Below are 19,803 nucleotides of genomic sequence, written 5' to 3'. Positions count from 1 at the left end.
TCAACGGCGCGATCTCACCACCTGATACCGCCGCGTAAAGTACTCAAACGGCGCGCTCCACACGTGCACCAGGCGGGTGAAGGGGAAGATGAGGAAGATCGTCATCCCCAACACCAGATGCACGCGGAAGATCGGCGCCACGCCGCTCAGCATTTCTGATGAACCGCCCTTAAACGTCACGATCCCCTGCGCCCAGCCCACCAACTTCATCATCTCGCTTCCGTCAGGATATTGCGCGGAGAAAGGAATGGTCGATAGCCCCAGAATGCACTGTATCAGCAGGATACTCATAATGATGATATCCGGCGTGGTGGAGGTGGCACGCACCCGCTGGTTGAACAAGCGGCGAATCAGCAGCATCGACCCGCCAATCAGCGTCAGCACGCCGCAAATTCCGCCCGCAATCATGGCCAGCTGCTGTTTAACCGCGACGGGTAAAAACCAGGCGTACATCCAGTGCGGGGTTAACATGCCGAACAGGTGCCCGAAGAAAATCCCCAGGATCCCGATATGAAACAGGTTAGAACCCCAGTTCATCCCGCGCTTGCTGAGCATCTGGCTTGACGAGGCGCGCCAGGTGTACTGCCCGTAGTCGTAGCGCAACCAGCTGCCGAGGAAAAACACGGTGGCGCAGATGTACGGATAAATGTCATAGAAAAACACGTTCAGGTAGTGTGTCATTTTGGGCCTCCGGCGCTGACGTCCACGTACTGCGGCGCGACGTCCTGGCTAAAGCGTCGTTGATATTGCTGCATCGGCGAGCTGTCGCACGATGTGGCGTTGTCTTCGATAAACTTCACCTGTTCCTCTTCCCACACGGCGTCCAGCGCCTGACGGGTATCATCCCGTTTTTCACCGGACACCTGTTTCGCCACGCTGTCGCTGGAAAGCCGCGTTCCCGCCAGCGCCAGCAGAGCGTCAAACAGCTGATAGTGCGCCACGCCGCGCTGCTTCAGGCGGCCGCCGATCAGTGCCAGGATCGGTGCGACGTTTTGCAGCCCGTCACGCGCTTCGTCGTCGGTGACGATGCTGAGATATTCCAGGTAGAGCGGCAGGTAGTCCGGCAGCTCGCGGCAGTCCAGCTCAAGACCCGCTTTCTCATACTGGCTCATCAGGTCGACCATCGCCTGGCCGCGATCGCGGGACTCGGCGTGAACGTGCTCGAACAGCAGCAGCGACGTCGCGCGACCGCGCTCAAACACTTCGCACCATTCGGCCTGTTTATCCAGCAGCGGGGCGCTCAGGTGCTGGCTGGCAAACGGCAGCAGCATGGGCGCGTCCTGCGCAATTAACGAAAGCGCTTCATCACGGTTTTCCCACAGGGTCTCATCGGGATACTCGATCAGCAGCGCGATGATTTTGAGGATCTGCATTACTCTCCCTCCCCGTGTTCGCGCACCTCGGTGATGTTAATTGCATCAATGCGGCTGCTGTTGAAGAGGTTGAATTTCGTATCGGAGCCGTGGCAGCCGTCGCCGAAGGTGAAGCCGCAGCCGTTTTTCTCCGGGAAGGCGTCGCGCGCCATTTCGCGGTGGCTGGTCGGGATCACGAAGCGGTCTTCGTAGTTGGCAATCGCCAGATAGCGGTACATCTCCTCAACCTGCGCTTCGGTCAGGCCGACCTCTTCAATGGCGCGGGTATCGGTCACGCCTTCCACGGTCTGGGAACGCTTGTAGTGACGCATTGCCATCATGCGCTTCAGGGCGCGCAGCACCGGGCCGGTATCGCCCGCGCTGAGCATGTTCGCCAGATACTGCACCGGAATGCGCAGGCTTTCGACTGCGGGAAGAACGCCGTCGCTCTGCGGCAGGCCGCCGGCGTCCGCGTAGGACTGAATCGGCGACAGCGGCGGCACGTACCAGACCATCGGCAGGGTGCGGTATTCCGGGTGCAGCGGCAGAGCCAGTTTCCAGTCCATCGCCATTTTGTAGACCGGGGAACGCTGGGCGGCGTCAATCACGTTCTGCGGAATACCCTGCTTCAGCGCTTCCTCAATCACCGCCGGATCGTTCGGGTTGAGGAACACGTCGCACTGGCGCTCGTACAGATCGGTTTCATGCTCGGTGCTGGCCGCCTCTTCAATACGGTCCGCGTCATACAGCAGCACGCCGAGGTAGCGGATGCGCCCGACGCAGGTTTCCGAGCAGACGGTCGGCTGGCCGGACTCAATGCGCGGGTAGCAGAAGATGCACTTCTCTGACTTGCCGCTCTTCCAGTTGAAGTAGATTTTCTTGTACGGACAGCCGCTGATGCACAGGCGCCAGCCGCGGCATTTGTCCTGGTCGATCAGCACAATGCCGTCCTCTTCGCGCTTGTAGATCGCGCCGCTCGGGCAGGTGGCGACGCAGCTCGGGTTGAGACAGTGCTCGCACAGGCGCGGCAGGTACATCATGAAGGTGTTTTCGAACTGGCCGTACATCTCCTTCTGGATCTTCTGGAAGTTGCAGTCGCGGGCGCGTTTTTCGAACTCGCCCCCCAGCAGCTCCTCCCAGTTTGGCCCCCAGACGATTTTATCCATCCGCTTGCCGTCAATCAGCGAGCGCGGGCGGGCGGTAGGGAGATGATCGCCCTCCGGCGCGCGGTGCAGATCCTGATAGTCAAAGGTAAAGGGCTCATAGTAATCGTCAATCTGCGGCAGGACGGGGTTAGCGAAAATCTTCGACAGCACGCCCATCTTGCCGCCGAGACGCGGCGTCAGCTTGCCGTGAATGCCACGGATCCAGCCGCCTTGCCACTCCTCCTGATCTTCCCAGTTTTTCGGGTAGCCGATGCCCGGTTTGGTTTCGACGTTGTTAAACCACGCATATTCCATCCCTTCACGCCCGGTCCAGACGTTCTTACAGGTGACCGAGCAGGTGTGGCAGCCGATGCATTTATCGAGATTCAGAACCATGCCAACCTGTGAGCGTATTTTCATTTTTTCGCCTCCTGGACCTGATCCCGACCTTCGCCGTCCAGCCAGTTAATGTTTTTCATTTTGCGGATCATGATGAACTCGTCGCGGTTGGAGCCGACGGTGCCGTAGTAGTTGAAGCTGTACGCCAGCTGGGCGTAGCCGCCGATCATGTGCGTCGGTTTCGGGCAGACGCGGGTGACAGAGTTGTGGATCCCGCCGCGCCGTCCGGTCACCTCGGAACCCGGAATGTTCAGGATGCGCTCCTGAGCGTGGTACATCATGGTCATGCCCGGCGGCACGCGCTGGCTGACCACCGCGCGGGCGGTGAGGGCGCCGTTGGCGTTGAAGGCCTCGATCCAGTCGTTGTCCTCAATGCCCAGCTCGCGGGCGTCGGTTTCGCTGATCCAGACAATCGGCCCGCCGCGCGAGAGGGTCTGCATCAGCAGGTTTTCGCTGTAGGTGGAGTGAATGCCCCATTTCTGGTGCGGCGTCAGGAAATTGAGCGCTTTTTCCGGGAAGCCGTTCGGCGGGATCTCGCGCATATGGGTGACGCTGCGGGTGTCAATCGGTGGACGATAGGCCACCAGACTTTCGCCGAAGGCGCGCATCCAGGGATGATCCTGATACAGCTGCTGGCGGCCAGACAGCGTGCGCCACGGGATCAGCTCGTGAACGTTGGTATAGCCCGCGTTATAGGAGACGTGCTCGCTCTCCAGGCCGGACCAGGTCGGGCTGGAGATGATTTTACGCGGCTGCGCCTGGATATCGCGGAAGCGGATCTTCTCGTCTTCCTTGTTCAGCGCCAGATGGGTGTGATTGCGCCCGGTCAGCTCGCCGAGCGCTTCCCAGGCCTTCACCGCCACCTGGCCGTTGGTTTCCGGCGCGAGGGCGAGGATCACCTCCGAGGCGTCAATAGCGGTTTCAATGCGCGGACGGCCTTTCGCCGGGCCGTCGAGCTTGACGTAGTTGAGCTTGCCCAGGAAATCGACCTCGTTCTGCGTGTTCCACGATATGCCTTTCCCGCCGTTGCCGAGCGTGTCCATCAGCGGACCGAGGGCGGTGAAGCGTTCGTACGTTTCCGGGTAGTTACGCTCGACCACCGCAATGTTCGGCGCCGTTTTACCGGGGATCAGATCGCATTCCCCTTTGCGCCAGTCCTGAATATCAAACGGCTGCGACAGCTCCGCCGGGGAGTCATGCTGTAGCGGCTGTAGCACCACGTCGGTTTCGGTGCCCAGATGGCCAACGCAGACCTCGGAGAATACTCTGGCAATGCCCTTGTAGATCTCCCAGTCGCTGCGCGATTCCCACGCCGGGTCGACGGCGGCCGAGAGCGGGTGAATAAACGGATGCATGTCCGAGGTATTCATATCGTCTTTTTCATACCAGGTGGCGGTCGGCAGGACGATATCCGAGAACAGGCAGGTGCTGGACATGCGGAAGTCGAGCGTCACCAGCAGGTCGAGCTTGCCCTCAATGGCGGCGGTCTGCCACTCCACTTCCTCAGGCTTCACGTCGTCGGTTGAGCCCAAATCCTCGCCCTGAATCCCGCTCTCGGTGCCGAGCAGGTATTTCAGCATGTACTCGTGGCCTTTCCCGGACGAGCCGAGCAGGTTAGAGCGCCAGACGAACAGGTTGCGCGGATGGTTCTTGCCGTTGTCCGGCTGCTCGCAGGCGAAGCGGATCTCGCCCGATTTTAACGCCTGAACGGTGTACTCCTGCGGCGTCATGCCCGCCGCGTCCGCGCGGGCCTTTATGTGCAGCGGGTTGAGGTTGAGCTGCGGCGCCGACGGCAGCCAGCCCATGCGCTCGGCGCGGACGTTGAAATCAATCAGGTGGCCGGTGAACCTCGAGGCGTCCGCCAGCGGGGAGAGCAGCTCCTGCGCGGTCAGCTTCTCGTAGCGCCACTGGCTGGCGTGGTTGTAGAAGAAGGAGGTGCTGTTCATCTGGCGCGGCGGACGGTTCCAGTCCAGCGCGAAGGCCAGCGGCAGCCAGCCGGTTTGCGGGCGCAGCTTCTCCTGGCCGACATAGTGCGACCAGCCGCCGCCGCTCTGCCCGACGCAGCCGCAGAAGACCAGCATGTTGATCATCCCGCGGTAGTTCATGTCCATGTGGTACCAGTGGTTCACCCCTGCACCGAGAATGATCATCGACCGGCCGTGGGTTTTGTGCGCCGTGTCGGCAAACTCGCGGGCGATTTTTTCAATCAGCCGGGCGGGCACGCCGGTGATCTGCTCGCCCCAGGCGGGGGTATAGGCTTTGACCTGGTCATAGCTCTCTGCGGCGTTGCTGTCCTCCAGACCGCGATCGAGACCGTAGTTCGCCAGCACCAGATCGTAAACGCTGACTACCCGTTTCTCGCTGCCGTCGGCGAGGGTCAGGGTTTTGCTCGGCACGCGGCGCGTCAGCACCGGCTCCTGCTTCACGCTGCGGAAATGCGGGTTCTCGTTGCCGCCAAAGTAGGGGAAGGCGACATCGGCCACGCTGTCGTGGGTAATGAGCAGCGACAGCGTCAGTTCGGTGTCGTGGCCCGCAGCCTGTGGCTCCAGGTTCCATTTGCCTTTTTCTCCCCAGCGGAAGCCGATGGAGCCGTTTGGCACCACCAGGTTTCCGGCAATATCAAAGGCGACGGTCTTCCACTCCGGGTTATTGGCTTCCCCCAGCCCGTCGACAAGGTCCGAGGCGCGCAGCATACGCCCAGGCACGACGCGACCGTCTTCCTGCTCGTCCAACAGCACCAGCATCGGCATATCGGTATAGCGGCGGCAGTAGTTAAGGAAGTAGTCGCTCGGGTTATCGAGGTGAAATTCTTTGAGGATCATGTGGCCCATCGCCATGGCGAGGGCGCTGTCGGTGCCCTGTTTGGGGGACAGCCACTGGTCGCTCAGCTTCGCGACTTCCGAGAAGTCCGGCGTGATGGCGACGGTTTTGGTGCCCTTGTAGCGCACTTCGGTGAAGAAATGGGCGTCCGGAGTACGCGTCTGCGGCACGTTCGAGCCCCAGGCAATGATGTAGCTGGAGTTGTACCAGTCGGCGGACTCCGGCACGTCGGTCTGCTCGCCCCAGGTCATCGGCGACGCAGGCGGCAGGTCGCAGTACCAGTCGTAGAAGCTCAGGCAGGTACCGCCCAGCAGGGAAAGATAGCGCGTGCCGGCGGCGTAGGAGACCATCGACATCGCCGGAATAGGGGAAAAACCGGCCACGCGGTCCGGACCATAGTTTTTGATGGTCCAGACGTTGGCGGCGGCGATCAGCTGGTTCAGCTCTTTCCAGTTTGAGCGGATAAACCCGCCTTTACCCCGCGCCTTCCTGTAGCTTTGCGCCTTTTGCGGATCGCTCTGGATGGCGTCCCAGGCCAGCACCGGATCGGTATGCTGCGCCAGCGCCTCGCGCCACAGCTCAATCAGCCTGCGGCGCACCAGTGGGTATTTAAGACGGTTGGCGCTGTAGATATACCACGAGTAGCTTGCGCCACGCGGGCAGCCGCGCGGTTCGTGGTTGGGCAGGTCAGGGCGGGTGCGTGGGTAATCTGTCTGCTGGGTTTCCCAGGTCACCAGGCCGTTTTTAACGTAAATCTTCCAGCTGCAGGAGCCGGTACAGTTCACGCCGTGGGTGGAGCGCACGATCTTGTCGAACTGCCAGCGCTGACGGTAGCCGTCCTCCCAGCCGCGGTTGGTGTTATATACCTGCCCGTGCCCGTTGGCGAAGCTGTCCCCCTTTGTTTTGAAATAACGAAAGCGATCCAACAGTTTGCTCATGACATTTCTCCTGCTTCGGACGTGTAGTTATTCTTGTTTTGCGGATTTGCGGCCATACACCAGCCAGGTAACGAGCACGCAGACGATGTAAAACACGAGGAACACCTTCATGGCGCCGACCGGCGATCCGGTCATTGCCAGCGAGGTGCCAAAGGCTTTGGGAATGAAGAACCCGCCAACGGCGCCGATAGCGGAGATAAAGCCCAGCGCGGCGGCGGTTTCTGTCACCGCTTCGTGCTGCGCCTGCTCGTCCGTGCCGCCCTGCTTTTTGACGCGGTCGAGCGTGATTTGGCGGAAAATAATCGCGATCATCTGGAAGGTGGATCCGCTGCCGAGCCCGGCGGTGAGGAACAGCCCCATAAAGACCAGATAGAACGCGACGAAGCTGCCGGAGCCAGAGCCGGGCAGCGTCAGGAAGATCAGGGCGCTGAAGAGGGCCATAAAAACGAAGTTAATCAGCGTGACCCGGACGCCGCCCAGTTTGTCAGAGATCATCCCGCCCGCTGATCGCGCCAGCGCACCGATTAGGGGGCCAAAGAAGGCGAGGTGCAGAATGTTGACGTGCGGAAACTGGGTTTTTGACAGCATGGCAAAGCCCGCCGAGAAGCCGATAAACGAGCCGAAGGTAGCAAGATAAAGCAGGCTCAGCAGCCAGAGGTGAAAGCGCTTCAGTACCGGCAGCTGGCTGGCGATAGAGGCCTTGGAGCTGGCGATATCGTTCATGCCAAAAAACGCCGCAAGGGTGGCCAGCAGCAGCAGCGGCGCCCAGACCCAGGCCGCATTGGCCAGCCACATCGTTGAGCCGTCCTCCTGCGGTACGCCGTGCACGCCGAGGAAGGTAAACATTGGCAGGAAAATTACCAGCGGAGCAAACAGCTGCATCACGCTGACGCCCAGGTTGCCGAGCCCGCCGTTAATACCGAGCGCGCTACCCTGTTTTGCCTTGGGGAAGAAGAAGCTGATGTTGCCCATGCTGGAGGCAAAGTTGGCGCCTGCAAAGCCGCAGAGCAGGGCAATCACGATAAAGATCCAGTAAGGCGTCGCGGTGTTCTGAATGGCCATCCCCAGCCAGACGCAGGGAATGATCAGGATGACGGTACTCAATACCGTCCAGTATCGTCCGCCAAATATGGGCACCATAAACGAATAGGGGACGCGCAATATCGCGCCGGAGAGAGAAGGTAATGCCGTTAACATAAAAAGTTGATCGGTGGTGAAATTAAATCCGACTTTATTCAGATTGACGGCAATGGCGCTAAATAACATCCAGACGCAAAACGCTAACAGCAAACAGGCGACAGAAATCCACAGGTTTCTTCGCGCGATATGTTTTCCTTTGTTTTCCCAAAATTGCACATTTTCCGGTTTCCAGTTACTTAACAGATGCGGATTACTCTTCTCACTTTGTTGTGACATATCACCCTCTTGCTCGCCAGAATGAAGAGAAAACAAATGAAAACAGTTAGATAGATGTGAGTGCGCTGGTTGGTTTATTGGATGTTTTTGGATACAACTGAAAGGATAGATAAAAAAGCGAACCCCTGAGATTCGAAAGGAAATATGGGTTCGCTTAATGTGTTACTAATTGTAAAACTCGCGGTAAATAATACTCCGTTGGGAGTATTAACCCAATTCGAGGGAGATAAGTTTATCAAGATGCTTATTAAACGCCGCATCGTCCATTTCGGGCATATTTAAAATCGTGATCCCATCAAGCCCACAAACCAGCCCGATCAATCGCCAGGCAATATTTTCCGCGCGATCGGTAAGCGTAAAGGCGTTGGCCTCCGCCCCGGCGCGGATAATCGCCACGGTCTCCTGATGCCACATCTCCATGGTCAGGGCGTAAGCCGCGTTGATTTCAGGATCCCGGCTGGCGAGAATTTGAGCTTCCCGCCAGAGGCGAATGTAAGGCTCAAGCCCGCCGTCGTCACTGCCGAGCATGCTGTGCAGCCGTTCCCGCCAGCTGGCGTTTTCACCCACCACGTCGGCATCCAGCAGCTCGCGGATCACGCGCACAAAGGCCAGCGATTTTAGCTCGCCGCCGGAGGCGAAGTGGTGGTGGACCTGTCCGGTCGCGACGCCCGCTTCTGCGGCAATTCGCCGTACCGTCATGGCTGCCAGCCCCTCGGCCAGCGCCACGCGCATCGCGGCCTGCAGGATCGCTTCCCGTCTCTCTTCCTTGCTCAAATATTGCATTTTTTCACTACTCTCAATAGGAATGAAACGAGTGTAACAAAAAGCTGGACACGCGTTCAACTTTACGTAGGATCGCAATCTGGACATGTGTCCAGGTTTGAGATGAAAAGGAAATTTATGTTTCGTCAGTGGTTAGCGTTAGTGATTATCGTGCTGGTGTATATCCCGGTGGCGATTGACGCGACGGTGCTGCACGTAGCGGCGCCGACATTGAGCATGACGCTGGGCGCCAGCGGCAATGAACTATTGTGGATCATCGATATTTACTCGCTGGTGATGGCGGGAATGGTGCTGCCGATGGGCGCCCTGGGTGACCGCATCGGTTTTAAACGGTTGTTGATGATCGGCAGCACGCTGTTTGGCCTGTCATCCCTGGCGGCAGCGTTTGCTCCCTCAGCAGGGTGGCTGATCGCGGCGCGCGCCTCGCTGGCGATTGGTGCGGCCATGATCATTCCTGCCACTCTGGCGGGGATCCGCACGCTCTTTACCGACGCGAAAGATCGCAACATCGCGCTCGGCGTCTGGGCGGCGGTCGGTTCCGGCGGGGCAGCGTTTGGCCCGCTGATTGGCGGTATGCTGCTGGAGCATTTTTACTGGGGATCGGTGTTTTTGATCAACGTACCGATTGTGCTGGTGGTGGTGTCGCTGGCCGCGCGTTTTGTCCCCCGTCAGCAGGGCCGACCGGAGCAGCCGCTGAATATCAGCCATGCCATCATGCTGATTGTGGCGATTTTGCTGCTGGTCTACAGCGCCAAAACCGCGCTTAAGGGCGCTCTGGCGCCGTGGCTGGTGGCGTGTACCCTGCTGACGGGTGCCGTGATGCTGTTTATTTTTGTGCGCATCCAGCTGCGCGCCCGCGTGCCGATGATCGACATGCGCCTGTTCTGTCACCGCATCATTCTGAGCGGCGTGGTCATGGCGATGACCGCCATGATTGCCCTGGTCGGGTTTGAGCTGCTGATGGCGCAGGAACTGCAGTTTGTCCATGGCTTTACGCCGTTCGAGGCGGGCATGTTTATGCTCCCGGTAATGGTGGCCAGCGGGTTCAGCGGACCGATTGCCGGTGTGCTGGTGGGCCGTCTGGGGCTACGCATTGTCGCTGCGGGTGGCATGGGGCTGAGCGCGGTCAGCTTTATCGGCCTGTCGACGCTCGACTTCAGCACGCAGCAGTGGCAGGCGTGGGGGCTGATGGTGCTGCTCGGCTTCAGTGCCGCCAGCGCGCTGCTGGCCTCGACCTCGGCCATTATGGCGGCCGCGCCGAAAGAGAAGGCGGCTGCCGCCGGAGCCATTGAAACCATGTCCTATGAGCTGGGGGCCGGGCTGGGGATCGCCATTTTTGGTCTGCTGTTGACCCGCAGCTTCTCGGCGTCGATTGCGCTGCCGCAGGGGCTGCATGCCTCGCTCGTCGATAAAGCCTCGTCATCGATTGGTGAAGCGATGAAGGTGGCGCAGGAACTGACGCCGTCCCTCGCGGAGCCGGTGATTGAGGCGGCGAAAAGCGCCTTTATCACCTCTCACAGCGTGGCGCTGGGGAGTGCGGGCGGAATGCTGCTGTTGCTGGCAGTGGGGATCTGGTTCAGCCTGGCGAAGGTGCCGAAGGGGTAAAACACGCCCGGTGGCGCTGCGCTTACCGGGCCTACGGGCGCGGTTGTCCGAGCCGCGCCACCCGGTTTATTTTTCCTGGGCCGCGGCCAACACGCTGTGCAACAGCACGTTTGCCCCTTTCTCTGACCACTCCGGCAGGATCCTTTCCGCTTCGTTATGGCTGATGCCCTTCACGCAGGGGATAAAAATCATGCTGGCAGGGGCAATTTTGCTCACATAGCAGGCGTCGTGTCCCGCGCCGGAGACCATCGGTTTCGCCGAGTAGCCCAGTTCCGCCACGGCCTTCTCCGTGCGGGCCAGACATTCGGCATCAAACGCGATGGGCGCGTAGTCAAAGATGCGCTCAACGACAGCCGCCACCCCGCGCAGGCTCAGGCTTTCAGCCACCTTATGCAGCGCTGCCTCCATGGCTTCCAGCGCCGTCAGCGCCGGATGGCGAAACTCCACGCTGCAGACCACCCGAGACGGCACGACGTTGCGCGAGTTTGGCGTAACCTGCGCCATACCGATCGTCGCCCGTCCGTCCGGCGCATGCCGATAGCCAATCTCCTCCACCTTCAGCGCCAGCTCCGCGAAGGCGGTCAGCGCGTCGCGGCGGCTGTGCATCGGCGTCGTTCCTGCATGAGCGGCAAATCCGTCCAGCGTCAGGGTGAACCAGCGCTGGCCCATTGCCGCGCGGACGAGCCCGATATCCAGACCTTCGTCCTCCAGAATCGGGCCCTGCTCGATGTGCAGCTCGTAGCAGGCGTGAACCGGAAACGCGCGGGCAGGGGCTTCACCCCGGTAGCCGATGTTATCCAGGGCTTCACCCACGGTGATACCGTTGCTATCCGCGCGGGCATGGGCGTACGCTTCGCTAAATTGCCCCGTCCAGACCCCTGAAGAGAGCATGGCTGGCGCGAAGCGCGCGCCTTCTTCGTTGGTCCAGTTGACCAGCACAACGTCACGTTCCGTCTCAATGTGATGGTCGTTGAGCGTTCGCAGCAGCTCCAGCCCGGCCAGCACGCCGTAAACCCCGTCGTAGTTCCCCCCCAGCGGCTGCGTATCCACGTGCGAACCGGTCATGACCGGGGCAAGCTGCGGATTTTTCCCCGCACGACGGATAAACATGTTGCCCATGCTGTCGACGTCACAGGTAAAACCGGCGTCCAGCGCCCAGTCGCGCAGCAGGTCACGCGCAATACGATCTTCCTCGCTTAATGCCAGACGGGTGACGCCACCGGCGGGCGTGCCGCCGATCTGCGCCATCATCTCAAGCGTTGACCACAGCCGTTCGGCGTTGACGCGGATCATGGCTTGTCCTTACTGCAGCGGTAGCGGAAATCACAGCACGCGCCGCCCTGCATAATGGTGGTGGTGCGGGTTAGCTCTACGTCGGGCGCATAGCCCACGATGAATTTTTCATCGCGCGCGCAGGAGAGCAGGTGACCAATTTCGCCCAGCCCCATCTCGTGGTACATCTCCGCGTAACGACAGCGGGTCACGTTGTAGTTGTACTGCTGGTCGTCGGCGTCGATCACCTTCACCTCCAGGGCGTTATCTTTCTCCCACAGATACTGCAGGGCGATAAAGCTCTTGATGTTTGCGCCGTTGGGTTCTTTGCTGGCAAACCCTTTGCCAGCGTCAATCGCGGCCTGCTCAATGGCCTCACCAATCACCGCCTGGGCGCGGTCTTTCCCTATCTCGCGCACCAGGATTTCATAAATTGGCTTAATAATTTCGGCTTCAATTTTGCGGCGGGCGAGAATGCCCAGCTCGTTATTATCACTCATCACATTGCCTCGCTGCGTTACTTCGCTTTTGCGCCGCCCAGCACGGTCTGCGGCTGCCATTTGCCGTCGACAACCTTATAGACCGTGAACGACGGCGATTTCAGGTTGCCCTCTTTATCAAACGCGATCTGTCCGGTCACGCCGGAGTAGCTGATGGCGCGCAGGGCGGGCAGATAGTCGGACGGCTCAACGGAGTCTGCTTTTTCCATCGCCGCCACCAGCACGCGGGTGGCGTCATAGGCGAACGGGGCGTGCAGTTCGATATGGGTGTGGTAGCGGGACTGGTACGCCTGCTCGAACGCTTTACCACCCGGCATCTGGTCAACGGGCAGACCCGGCTCCAGCGCCACAACGCCTTCGCCTTCTTTCTGCGCCAGCTTGAGGAACGTCTGGCTGACGAATCCGCCTGCGCCCATCAGCGTGGCGTTCATGCCCAGCTGTTTGATGCGGCGCGCCAGCGGTGCGGCCTGGCTGTCGACGCCGCCGAAGAAGATCAGATCGGCGTTTTTACTGCGGATGGCGGTCAGTACGGCGCTGAAATCGACCGTTTTGTCATCCACGTACTGACGATCGACAATTTTCACGCCCTGGGCTTCCAGCGATTTAATAAACTGGTCTGCAAGCCCCTGACCAAATGCGGTACGGTCGTCGATCACCGCAATGCGTTTGGCTTTCAGGGTGTTAACCGCGTACTGACCGGCGAGCTGGCCGCCGTCATCGTCGTGGCCCATCACGCGGAAGCTGGTGTCAAAACCCTGTTGGGTATAGGCATGACCGGTTGCGACCGGCGCCACCTGGGCGATACCCGCATCGTGATAAATGCGGGCCGCCGGAATGCTGGTGCCGGTATTCCAGTGACCGACCACGCCTGCCACGCCGCTATCCACCAGACGCTGCGCGACGGCTACGGCGGTGCGCGGGTCGGACTGATCGTCTTCGGACTGCAGTTTGAAGGTCACCGCTTTGCCGCCGATGGTCGGGTGCTGCTTGTTAATGTCGTCAATGGCCAGCTGCGCGCCGTTCTCCAGATCTTTCCCGATACGGGCAGACGGGCCGGTCAGCGGGCCTGCCAGACCGATGACCACGGTTTCACCGTCAGCGGCCCACGCGGACGTTGAGGCAAAACCACCGAGCAGAATAGCGGCGCTGAGCGCACTGATTTTTACTGTTTTCATTGTATTTCCCTGATGTTGGCTGGTGTGGTTAAACGGGCATTTCGCCCAAATAAATCTGTGCAATCTGGTCGTCGTTGAGCAGCGCTTTCGATTTGCCATGATGAACAATGCTGCCGCTGTCCATGACCCACGCGCTGTCGGTGACTTCCAGCGCGAGACGAGCGTTTTGTTCGATAAGCAGCAGGGCGACGCCGCGCTCGCGCAGCCCGGCAATAACGGCAAAAATGTTCTCGACCATCTTCGGGGCAAGGCCCATTGACGGCTCGTCGAGGATCAGCAGGCGCGGGCGGCTGAGCAGGGCGCGGTTAAGGGCCAGCAGCTGTTGCTCACCGCCGGACAGCAGCCCGGCAAGCTGATGCTGGCGTTCGCCCAGACGCGGGAAGCGCTCGAAAATTTCGTTCATCTCGCGTCTGACGGTGACAGTGTCACGCCTGAGCCAGGCGCCCATCTGCAGGTTTTCCAGCACCGTCATGCGGGAGAAGATCCCGCGGCCCTCCGGGACCATCACCAGCCCGTCGCGAAGCAGGGTCTCCGGGCTCTGTTTACGTACCGCTTTACCGTTGAAGTCAATGCTGCCGCTAAAGCTTTCCAGCCCGTTAATGGCGCGCACGGTGGAGCTTTTACCCGCGCCGTTCGCGCCGATCAGCGTAGCCTGTTCGCCCTCGCGCAGGGTAAAGGAGACATCGCGTACGGCCTGAATGCCGCCGTAATGCACGTCCAGACGTTCCACCTTCAGTAATTCAGACATGAGCGTTGCCTCCAAGCCAGGCGGCGATCACTGCCGGGTCGCGCCGCACGCTTTCCGGCGTGCCGGTGGCGAGCGTTTTGCCGTAATCAAGCACCGTCAGGCGATCGCAGATGCCCATCACCAGCTTGACGTCATGCTCAATCATCAGCAGGGTTTTGCCGTCATCGCGGATGCGGATGAGCAGCTCGCCGAGCGCCACTTTTTCCGCCGCGTTCATCCCGGCAACGGGTTCATCCAGCGCCAGCAGCAGCGGATCCGTTGCCAGCGCGCGGGCGATTTCAAGCCGACGCTGATGGCCATAGGCCAGGTCGCAGGCGCGATAGTGGGCGAACTGCGCAATGCCGGTATAGTCCAGCCAGTGCCAGGCCAGCTCGCGGGTCTGCTTCTCTTCCTCGCGGGCGCGTTTGTGGCGGCTCAGCGCGGCCCACAGGCCGTTACGGGTGCGCACGTGGCGGCCCACCATCACGTTTTCCAGCACCGACATCTCGTTGAAGAGGCGCACGTTCTGGAAGGTGCGGGCAATCCCGGCGGCGGTCACTTTCTCTATCTGCTTCGGGAAGTAGGGCTTATCGGCAATCGAAAATTCGCCGCTGTCCGCCGGATAAAGCCCGGTGATCAGGTTAAAGCAGGTGGTTTTTCCCGCGCCGTTGGGGCCGATCAGCCCGTAGATCTCGCCTCTGTTCACGGTAATCGAAACGTCATCCACGGCAGTCAGCCCGCCGAAGCGTTTTGACATGTTGCGTACGGTTAACAGACTCATGCCTTCACCTCCTTGTGGCGTACCGGCCAGATGCCGGACGGGCGCACCAGCATCACCAGCACCAGTGCCAGACCGTAAAACAGCTGTCGCAACACTTCAGGATCAATCAGCACCGTACCGAACAGCGCCTGCTGCACCGGCGCTGCCTGGCTGCGCAGCAGTTCCGGCAGGGCGGTAAGCAATACCGCGCCGAGGATCACGCCCGGAATGTGCCCCATACCGCCCAGCACCACCATCGCCAGTACGGCAATCGATTCCTGTAAGGTGAAGGATTCCGGGGAGACAAAGCCCTGAAACGCGCCGAAAAGCGCACCCGCTACGCCGCCAAAGGAGGCGCCCATCGCAAAGGCGAGCAGCTTATAGTTACGCACGTTGATGCCCATCGCGCGCGCCACATCTTCATCCTCGCGGATGGCGTGCCAGGCGCGGCCAATACGGGAATGCTGCAGGCGCAGGCAGACGAAGACGATCGTGATAATCACCAGCATCAGCAGGTAGTACCACAGCCACAGCGCGGGTACTTTGAAACCAAACCAGTGGTATACGCCGCTGAACTTCAGGCCGAACAGGTTCAGCGTATCCACCCCGGTAATGCCCTTTGCGCCGTTGGTGATGTTCACCGGACGGTCGAGGTTACGCATCAGGATGCGGATAATTTCGCCAAAGCCGAGGGTCACTATCGCCAGGTAGTCCCCGCGCAGCTTGAGCGTAGGAGCACCGAGTAACATCCCGCAGACGGCCGCGACGAGGGCGGCCAGCGGAATAATGAGCAGATACGAGGTATGCAGCCCCTCCGGGAACCAGACGCCGAGGATCGGGAACACCTCCAGCAGGTGCGGGGAAGCCATCAGTGCCGCGAGGTAGGCGCCGACCGCGTAAAAGGCGATAAAGCCCATGTCCAGCAGGCCGGTATAGCCCACCACAATGTTAAGCCCGAGCGCCAGCATGATGTAGAGCAGGGCGAAGTCGATGACGCGCACCCAGTAGTTGCCGCCAAGCTGCGTGGCCACCACGGGCGCAATCAGCAGCGCGAGGCAGAACAGGCTCATGCCTGACCAGAATTTGCGCGTCGTCGCCGGGGTCTGGAGTTGAAGTGTTGTCATGGAATTCCTTACGCCCTGTTCGCCACGCGCTCGCCCAGCAGGCCAGCCGGACGGAAGACCAGCACCAGGATCAGCACCATAAAGGCAAAGACATCCTGATAGTTGCTGCCAAATACGCCGTGGGTCAGTTCACCCAGGTAGCCTGCGCCCAGCGCTTCGATAATGCCGAGCAGGATGCCGCCAATCATGGCGCCCCGAATGTTGCCAATGCCCCCCAGCACGGCGGCGGTAAAGGCTTTTATCCCGGGCAAAAAGCCCATCGAGAAGCTGGCGTTACCGTAGTTGCTGGCCATCATCACGCCTGCCAGCGCGGCAAACGCCCCGCCAATCGCAAACGTCAGGGTGATGATGGCGTTTGGGTTAACCCCCATCAGCGTGGCCACGCGCGGGTTTTCCGCCACGGCGCGCATGCCGCGCCCCAGACGGGTGTATTCCACCAGCAGCCACAGCCCGGTCATCACCGCCAGCGCCAGGACAACGGTGACGATACCGGTGACGGTGACGATGGCAGGAGGATGCGCTTCGCTGCCTGACGTCACGGTAATCGGATCCATGGGCAGGATCTGCGGGAACATCAGCGGGTTGCGCGTCCAGATAATCATCGCCACGGTTTGCAGCAGGACCGAAACGCCGATACCCGAGATCAGCGGCGCGAGGCGCGGGGCGTTGCGCAGTCGACGGTAGGCAAAGCGTTCCACGGCCATCGCCAGCAGGGCGCAGACGGCCATGGCAATCATCAGGGCAACGCCGAGCTGCAACAGCTGCGGCATATGCGGAAAAGTGGTATTCAGGGCGTTACTGGCGGAGAGCGTGGTGAGCGCGCCGACCATCAGAATATCGCCGTGAGCAAAGTTAATAATGCGCAAAATGCCATACACCATGGTATAGCCCAGCGCGATCAGCGCGTAGATGCTTCCCAGCATCACACCGTTGATCAGTTGTTGTATGAGTGTATCCAACGTCTGTACCCGCAAAGTGCTCGTTCTGCGGCTACCATCCAATAAATGAATAAAATTGTAAAATACGCATCTATTATTTCTTATGATAAATAGATATTTTTCTATCTTTATGATTTATATAAATATAATGAAGACCTGTTTTTGGGTGAAAAGCCTAAAGAAATCAACATATGAATAAAACAGAACAATTGGTTGGCCTGCCTGCGTATGCAGAAAGTCGCCTTGCAAACGATCCGCCGCTTCGGGCTGTGCGTGCCTTTGAGGCCATCGCCCGGCTGGGCAGCGTCACGCAGGCCGCGCAGGAGCTGGACATTTCTCCGTCGGCCGTCAGCCATCAGCTCAGGGTGCTCGAAGGGTACCTGCAAATGCCGCTGACGGAGCGTCAGGGGCGCAGGCTGGTGCTGAGCCAGCACGGGCGGGAATACTACCGCTCGATCCGTGCGGCGTTTAACGTGCTGCGCCAGGCGACGGAGCACCTGGCGGAGCAGGCGCAAACGCGTCAGGTCACCATCAGCCTGATCCCGCTTTTTGGTATGGGGTGGTTTATCCCGCGCTTGCCTGCGTTCATGCGCGCCAACCCGCAAACCGAGATCAACGTGGTGTATGCCAACCACCGTAACTATCTGAGCGACGCGTCGGACATGTCGATTCGTTTTGGCAACGGCCAGTGGGCGGGCTATCAGAGTGAAAAGCTGATTTCCGGACAGATGGTGCCGGTGTGCAGCCGCGCGTTTTTGCGCATTCACGGCCATATCGACACGCCTGAGCAACTGCTGCAGATGCCGCTGCTGCACGATGAGGAGCGCACGACGTGGGCGCAGTGGTTTGTACAGCAGGGGGTGAAGCGTCCCGTTCGCCGCAGCGGTCCAATGTTTGAGGACGGTCTGCTGACGCTGGCGGGCGTACAGGCGGGTCTGGGGTGTGCGCTGATGCGGGAGCCGCTGATTGCGCCGTATCTTGAGAGCGGCGAGCTGGTGAAGATCTTTGACCTACCTATTGATGACGGACGCGACTACTACCTCTGCGTGCGCTCAGATTCAGAGATGACCGAGGACGGCAAGCTGCTGCAAAACTGGCTGCGGCGGGCAGCGGGCCATGAATAAGCGCCCTAAATAGAAAAAGGCCAGCGATAATCGCCGGCCTTTTGCCCTGACAGATCTTAGAACTGGTAGGTCAGACCTACAGCAACGATGTTGTCGGTAGCCACTTTAGCATCTTTGGTGAACTTGCTGTCATCAACAAGGTTGATTTTATAATCAACGTAGGTGGACATGTTTTTGTTGAAGTAGTAGCTCGCCCCAACGTCAACGTATTCAACCAGATCCTGGTCGCCGTAAGAACCGATGTCTTTACCTTTGGATTTCAGGTAAGCGATGGATGGACGCAGACCGAAGTCGAACTGGTACTGAGCCACAACTTCGAAGTTCTGTGCTTTGTTCGCCACGTGACCGTTACCGAATGCTGTCATGTTGCGGGTTTCAGAGTAAGTGGTTGCCAGGTAGATGTTGTTCGCATCGTACTTCAGGCCTGCGGCCCATACTTCTGCATTTTCGCCACCTGCATTCAGGTTGCTTGCAGCACGAACCTGACGGTCAGTACGGTCAGATTTCGCGTAGGCCGCACTCGCAGCAAATCCGTCGAACTCATAGCTGGAAGACAGACCCCAGCCGTCACCGTTGGATTCGGTGATATCGGTACGGTCGTTTTTACCCTGGTACTGCGCTGCAAAGTTCAGACCATCAACCAGGCCAAAGAAGTCGGTGTTACGGTAGGTTGCCACGCCGGTGGTACGGCCAGTCATAAAGCCATCGGTCTGGGTCCAGGTATCGCCACCGAACTCTGGCAGAACGTCAGTCCATGCGCCGACGTCGTAAGCAACACCGTAGTTACGACCGTAGTCGAAAGAACCGAACTCATTGAATTTCAGACCTGCAAACGCCAGACGCGTTTTGTTACCGTCAGAACCCTGAGCTTCAGAGCGGTTGCCCTTGAACTCATATTCCCACTGGCCGTAACCGGTCATTTGGTCGTTGATTTGCGTTTCGCCTTTGAAGCCCAGACGAACGTAGGTTTTGTCGCCGTCGTTGTTTGCATCATCAGAGAAATAGTGCAGACCTGTCACTTTACCGTACAGATCCAGTTTGTTACCGTCTTTGTTGTAAATTTCGGCAGCGTTAACAACGCCTGCTGCCAGCATGGAAGTGACTGCCACTGCAACTAATTTAAGTTTCATCTTAAATGTTCCTTATAATTTTTTTTGAGTATTTCCTGAACCACTTTGAACGATTTCTAAACGAGGCTGTTCGTCAATGGCATGCTATTCTTAAAAATCTCGTAGTCTTATTTCAATAATAAGTTTCAAAATATTAGAGATAATTTCAATTAGTGTGATCTCGATCGTGTGAGATGGCGATCATTCAAACAATGTGGTCGGAATTTATACGATTAATAGTTATTTAGTCAGTGGGATTATTGCTTTTACTATAATTTCTGATGGTTTTTGTTTATCGCGTTAAATTTCGCAATTTCCGAGGGTTTAATGAGGGTGGTATTGCTACTTTTCTTTAAAAACAATGGGTTGTTTTAATTTTTAGGCGTCTATTCCGCATAATATCATAAAACTGTCAGAGCTGAATTATTGCACGCCATGCTATCCTGAGCGTTAATATTCATTACTCACTAATTTCATTGGGGTGTCAGTTTGTGTCAACTCGCTTCAGGTGGCTTTACAGAAGGCGTTCAATATAAACCGAACTTAAACAGATGCTCTATTATCATGATAAATATTCTGATGTCTGATCACATTTTAAATTTATGTTAATTATGTT

General features: G+C 58.8%; 16 protein-coding genes. 2 read left to right on the top strand and 14 right to left on the bottom strand.

What is annotated here, in order from left to right; genetic code table 11:
* The 6 genes from narI to ACEPLT_RS11625 all read right to left on the bottom strand — a co-directional run bounded on the left by narI (position 1) and on the right by ACEPLT_RS11625 (position 8,853).
* On the bottom strand, positions 1 to 681 hold the full coding sequence (gene narI / locus ACEPLT_RS11650; protein WP_023292322.1) for a respiratory nitrate reductase subunit gamma: 681 nt from the start codon (positions 679 to 681) through the stop codon (positions 1 to 3).
* The gene (narW, locus tag ACEPLT_RS11645; RefSeq protein WP_032674866.1) at positions 678 to 1,373 is read right to left on the bottom strand and encodes a nitrate reductase molybdenum cofactor assembly chaperone; all 696 of its coding nucleotides are present in this window, start codon (positions 1,371 to 1,373) and stop codon (positions 678 to 680) included. The genes narI and narW overlap by 4 nt, the downstream gene beginning before the upstream one ends.
* Positions 1,373 to 2,917, bottom strand: coding sequence for a nitrate reductase subunit beta (gene narH / locus ACEPLT_RS11640; RefSeq protein ID WP_447088249.1), 1,545 nt, complete (start codon positions 2,915 to 2,917; stop codon positions 1,373 to 1,375). Before narH ends, narW begins: the two co-directional genes overlap by 1 nt.
* Positions 2,914 to 6,654: a nitrate reductase subunit alpha gene (locus ACEPLT_RS11635; protein ID WP_447088248.1), complete on the bottom strand. Its 3,741-nt coding sequence runs from the start codon at positions 6,652 to 6,654 to the stop codon at positions 2,914 to 2,916. The genes narH and ACEPLT_RS11635 overlap by 4 nt, the downstream gene beginning before the upstream one ends.
* A 27-nt stretch (positions 6,655 to 6,681) precedes the next feature.
* The gene (locus tag ACEPLT_RS11630; protein ID WP_032651958.1) at positions 6,682 to 8,070 is read right to left on the bottom strand and encodes a NarK family nitrate/nitrite MFS transporter; all 1,389 of its coding nucleotides are present in this window, start codon (positions 8,068 to 8,070) and stop codon (positions 6,682 to 6,684) included.
* A gap of 207 nt (positions 8,071 to 8,277) precedes the next feature.
* On the bottom strand, positions 8,278 to 8,853 hold the full coding sequence (locus ACEPLT_RS11625) for a TetR family transcriptional regulator (RefSeq protein ID WP_021240211.1): 576 nt from the start codon (positions 8,851 to 8,853) through the stop codon (positions 8,278 to 8,280).
* A gap of 117 nt (positions 8,854 to 8,970) precedes the next feature.
* Here ACEPLT_RS11625 and ACEPLT_RS11620 point away from each other — a divergent pair, with 117 nt between their 5' ends.
* Positions 8,971 to 10,458 (top strand): MFS transporter, encoded by a 1,488-nt coding sequence (locus ACEPLT_RS11620; RefSeq protein ID WP_021240210.1) that lies wholly within the window; start codon positions 8,971 to 8,973, stop codon positions 10,456 to 10,458.
* Positions 10,459 to 10,524: 66 nt separating this feature from the next.
* Here the strand turns inward: ACEPLT_RS11620 and ACEPLT_RS11615 are convergent, their stop codons facing one another.
* The 7 genes from ACEPLT_RS11615 to ACEPLT_RS11585 are packed head-to-tail and all read right to left on the bottom strand — an operon-like array spanning position 10,525 to position 16,975.
* Entirely contained in the window at positions 10,525 to 11,751 is a 1,227-nt protein-coding gene (locus tag ACEPLT_RS11615) for a Zn-dependent hydrolase (RefSeq protein WP_232927732.1), read from the bottom strand.
* Complete coding sequence (locus tag ACEPLT_RS11610; protein WP_023344216.1) at positions 11,748 to 12,230, bottom strand: L-2-amino-thiazoline-4-carboxylic acid hydrolase; 483 nt, start codon at positions 12,228 to 12,230, stop codon at positions 11,748 to 11,750. Before ACEPLT_RS11610 ends, ACEPLT_RS11615 begins: the two co-directional genes overlap by 4 nt.
* A 17-nt stretch (positions 12,231 to 12,247) precedes the next feature.
* Positions 12,248 to 13,405 carry a branched-chain amino acid ABC transporter substrate-binding protein gene (locus ACEPLT_RS11605; protein ID WP_039025279.1) on the bottom strand — a complete coding sequence of 386 codons (1,158 nt, stop codon included), beginning with the start codon at positions 13,403 to 13,405 and terminating at the stop codon, positions 12,248 to 12,250.
* Positions 13,406 to 13,433: 28 nt separating this feature from the next.
* A complete protein-coding gene (locus ACEPLT_RS11600) occupies positions 13,434 to 14,153 on the bottom strand; it encodes an ABC transporter ATP-binding protein (protein WP_232927735.1) in 720 nt (239 codons plus the stop codon).
* Complete coding sequence (locus ACEPLT_RS11595; protein ID WP_232927738.1) at positions 14,146 to 14,913, bottom strand: ABC transporter ATP-binding protein; 768 nt, start codon at positions 14,911 to 14,913, stop codon at positions 14,146 to 14,148. The genes ACEPLT_RS11600 and ACEPLT_RS11595 overlap by 8 nt, the downstream gene beginning before the upstream one ends.
* On the bottom strand, positions 14,910 to 16,016 hold the full coding sequence (locus ACEPLT_RS11590) for a branched-chain amino acid ABC transporter permease (protein ID WP_232927739.1): 1,107 nt from the start codon (positions 16,014 to 16,016) through the stop codon (positions 14,910 to 14,912). The genes ACEPLT_RS11595 and ACEPLT_RS11590 overlap by 4 nt, the downstream gene beginning before the upstream one ends.
* 8 nt (positions 16,017 to 16,024) lie before the next feature.
* Positions 16,025 to 16,975 (bottom strand): branched-chain amino acid ABC transporter permease, encoded by a 951-nt coding sequence (locus ACEPLT_RS11585; RefSeq protein WP_232927741.1) that lies wholly within the window; start codon positions 16,973 to 16,975, stop codon positions 16,025 to 16,027.
* A 170-nt stretch (positions 16,976 to 17,145) separates the two neighbouring features.
* Here ACEPLT_RS11585 and ACEPLT_RS11580 point away from each other — a divergent pair, with 170 nt between their 5' ends.
* Positions 17,146 to 18,078, top strand: coding sequence for a LysR substrate-binding domain-containing protein (locus tag ACEPLT_RS11580; protein ID WP_032651941.1), 933 nt, complete (start codon positions 17,146 to 17,148; stop codon positions 18,076 to 18,078).
* A 56-nt stretch (positions 18,079 to 18,134) separates the two neighbouring features.
* Here the strand turns inward: ACEPLT_RS11580 and ompC are convergent, their stop codons facing one another.
* The gene (ompC, locus tag ACEPLT_RS11575) at positions 18,135 to 19,208 is read right to left on the bottom strand and encodes a porin OmpC (RefSeq protein ID WP_032651939.1); all 1,074 of its coding nucleotides are present in this window, start codon (positions 19,206 to 19,208) and stop codon (positions 18,135 to 18,137) included.
* Positions 19,209 to 19,803: the final 595 nt, after the last annotated feature.

It is taken from the genome of Enterobacter sp. fkY84-1 (genome assembly GCF_052974705.1).
The sequence above is the reverse complement of the archived record's forward strand: the minus strand, read 5'-3'. Positions and strand labels throughout refer to the sequence as shown.

Excerpts from the sequence above, each read along its gene's own strand:
- narI (WP_023292322.1), bottom strand. The coding sequence starts at position 681 with ATGACACACTACCTGAACGTGTTTTTCTATGACATTTATCCGTACATC.
- narW (WP_032674866.1), bottom strand. The coding sequence starts at position 1,373 with ATGCAGATCCTCAAAATCATCGCGCTGCTGATCGAGTATCCCGATGAG.
- narH (WP_447088249.1), bottom strand. The coding sequence starts at position 2,917 with ATGAAAATACGCTCACAGGTTGGCATGGTTCTGAATCTCGATAAATGC.
- ACEPLT_RS11635 (WP_447088248.1), bottom strand. The coding sequence starts at position 6,654 with ATGAGCAAACTGTTGGATCGCTTTCGTTATTTCAAAACAAAGGGGGAC.
- ACEPLT_RS11630 (WP_032651958.1), bottom strand. The coding sequence starts at position 8,070 with ATGTCACAACAAAGTGAGAAGAGTAATCCGCATCTGTTAAGTAACTGG.
- ACEPLT_RS11625 (WP_021240211.1), bottom strand. The coding sequence starts at position 8,853 with ATGCAATATTTGAGCAAGGAAGAGAGACGGGAAGCGATCCTGCAGGCC.
- ACEPLT_RS11620 (WP_021240210.1), top strand. The coding sequence starts at position 8,971 with ATGTTTCGTCAGTGGTTAGCGTTAGTGATTATCGTGCTGGTGTATATC.
- ACEPLT_RS11615 (WP_232927732.1), bottom strand. The coding sequence starts at position 11,751 with ATGATCCGCGTCAACGCCGAACGGCTGTGGTCAACGCTTGAGATGATG.
- ACEPLT_RS11610 (WP_023344216.1), bottom strand. The coding sequence starts at position 12,230 with ATGAGTGATAATAACGAGCTGGGCATTCTCGCCCGCCGCAAAATTGAA.
- ACEPLT_RS11605 (WP_039025279.1), bottom strand. The coding sequence starts at position 13,405 with ATGAAAACAGTAAAAATCAGTGCGCTCAGCGCCGCTATTCTGCTCGGT.
- ACEPLT_RS11600 (WP_232927735.1), bottom strand. The coding sequence starts at position 14,153 with ATGTCTGAATTACTGAAGGTGGAACGTCTGGACGTGCATTACGGCGGC.
- ACEPLT_RS11595 (WP_232927738.1), bottom strand. The coding sequence starts at position 14,913 with ATGAGTCTGTTAACCGTACGCAACATGTCAAAACGCTTCGGCGGGCTG.
- ACEPLT_RS11590 (WP_232927739.1), bottom strand. The coding sequence starts at position 16,016 with ATGACAACACTTCAACTCCAGACCCCGGCGACGACGCGCAAATTCTGG.
- ACEPLT_RS11580 (WP_032651941.1), top strand. The coding sequence starts at position 17,146 with ATGAATAAAACAGAACAATTGGTTGGCCTGCCTGCGTATGCAGAAAGT.
- ompC (WP_032651939.1), bottom strand. The coding sequence starts at position 19,208 with ATGAAACTTAAATTAGTTGCAGTGGCAGTCACTTCCATGCTGGCAGCA.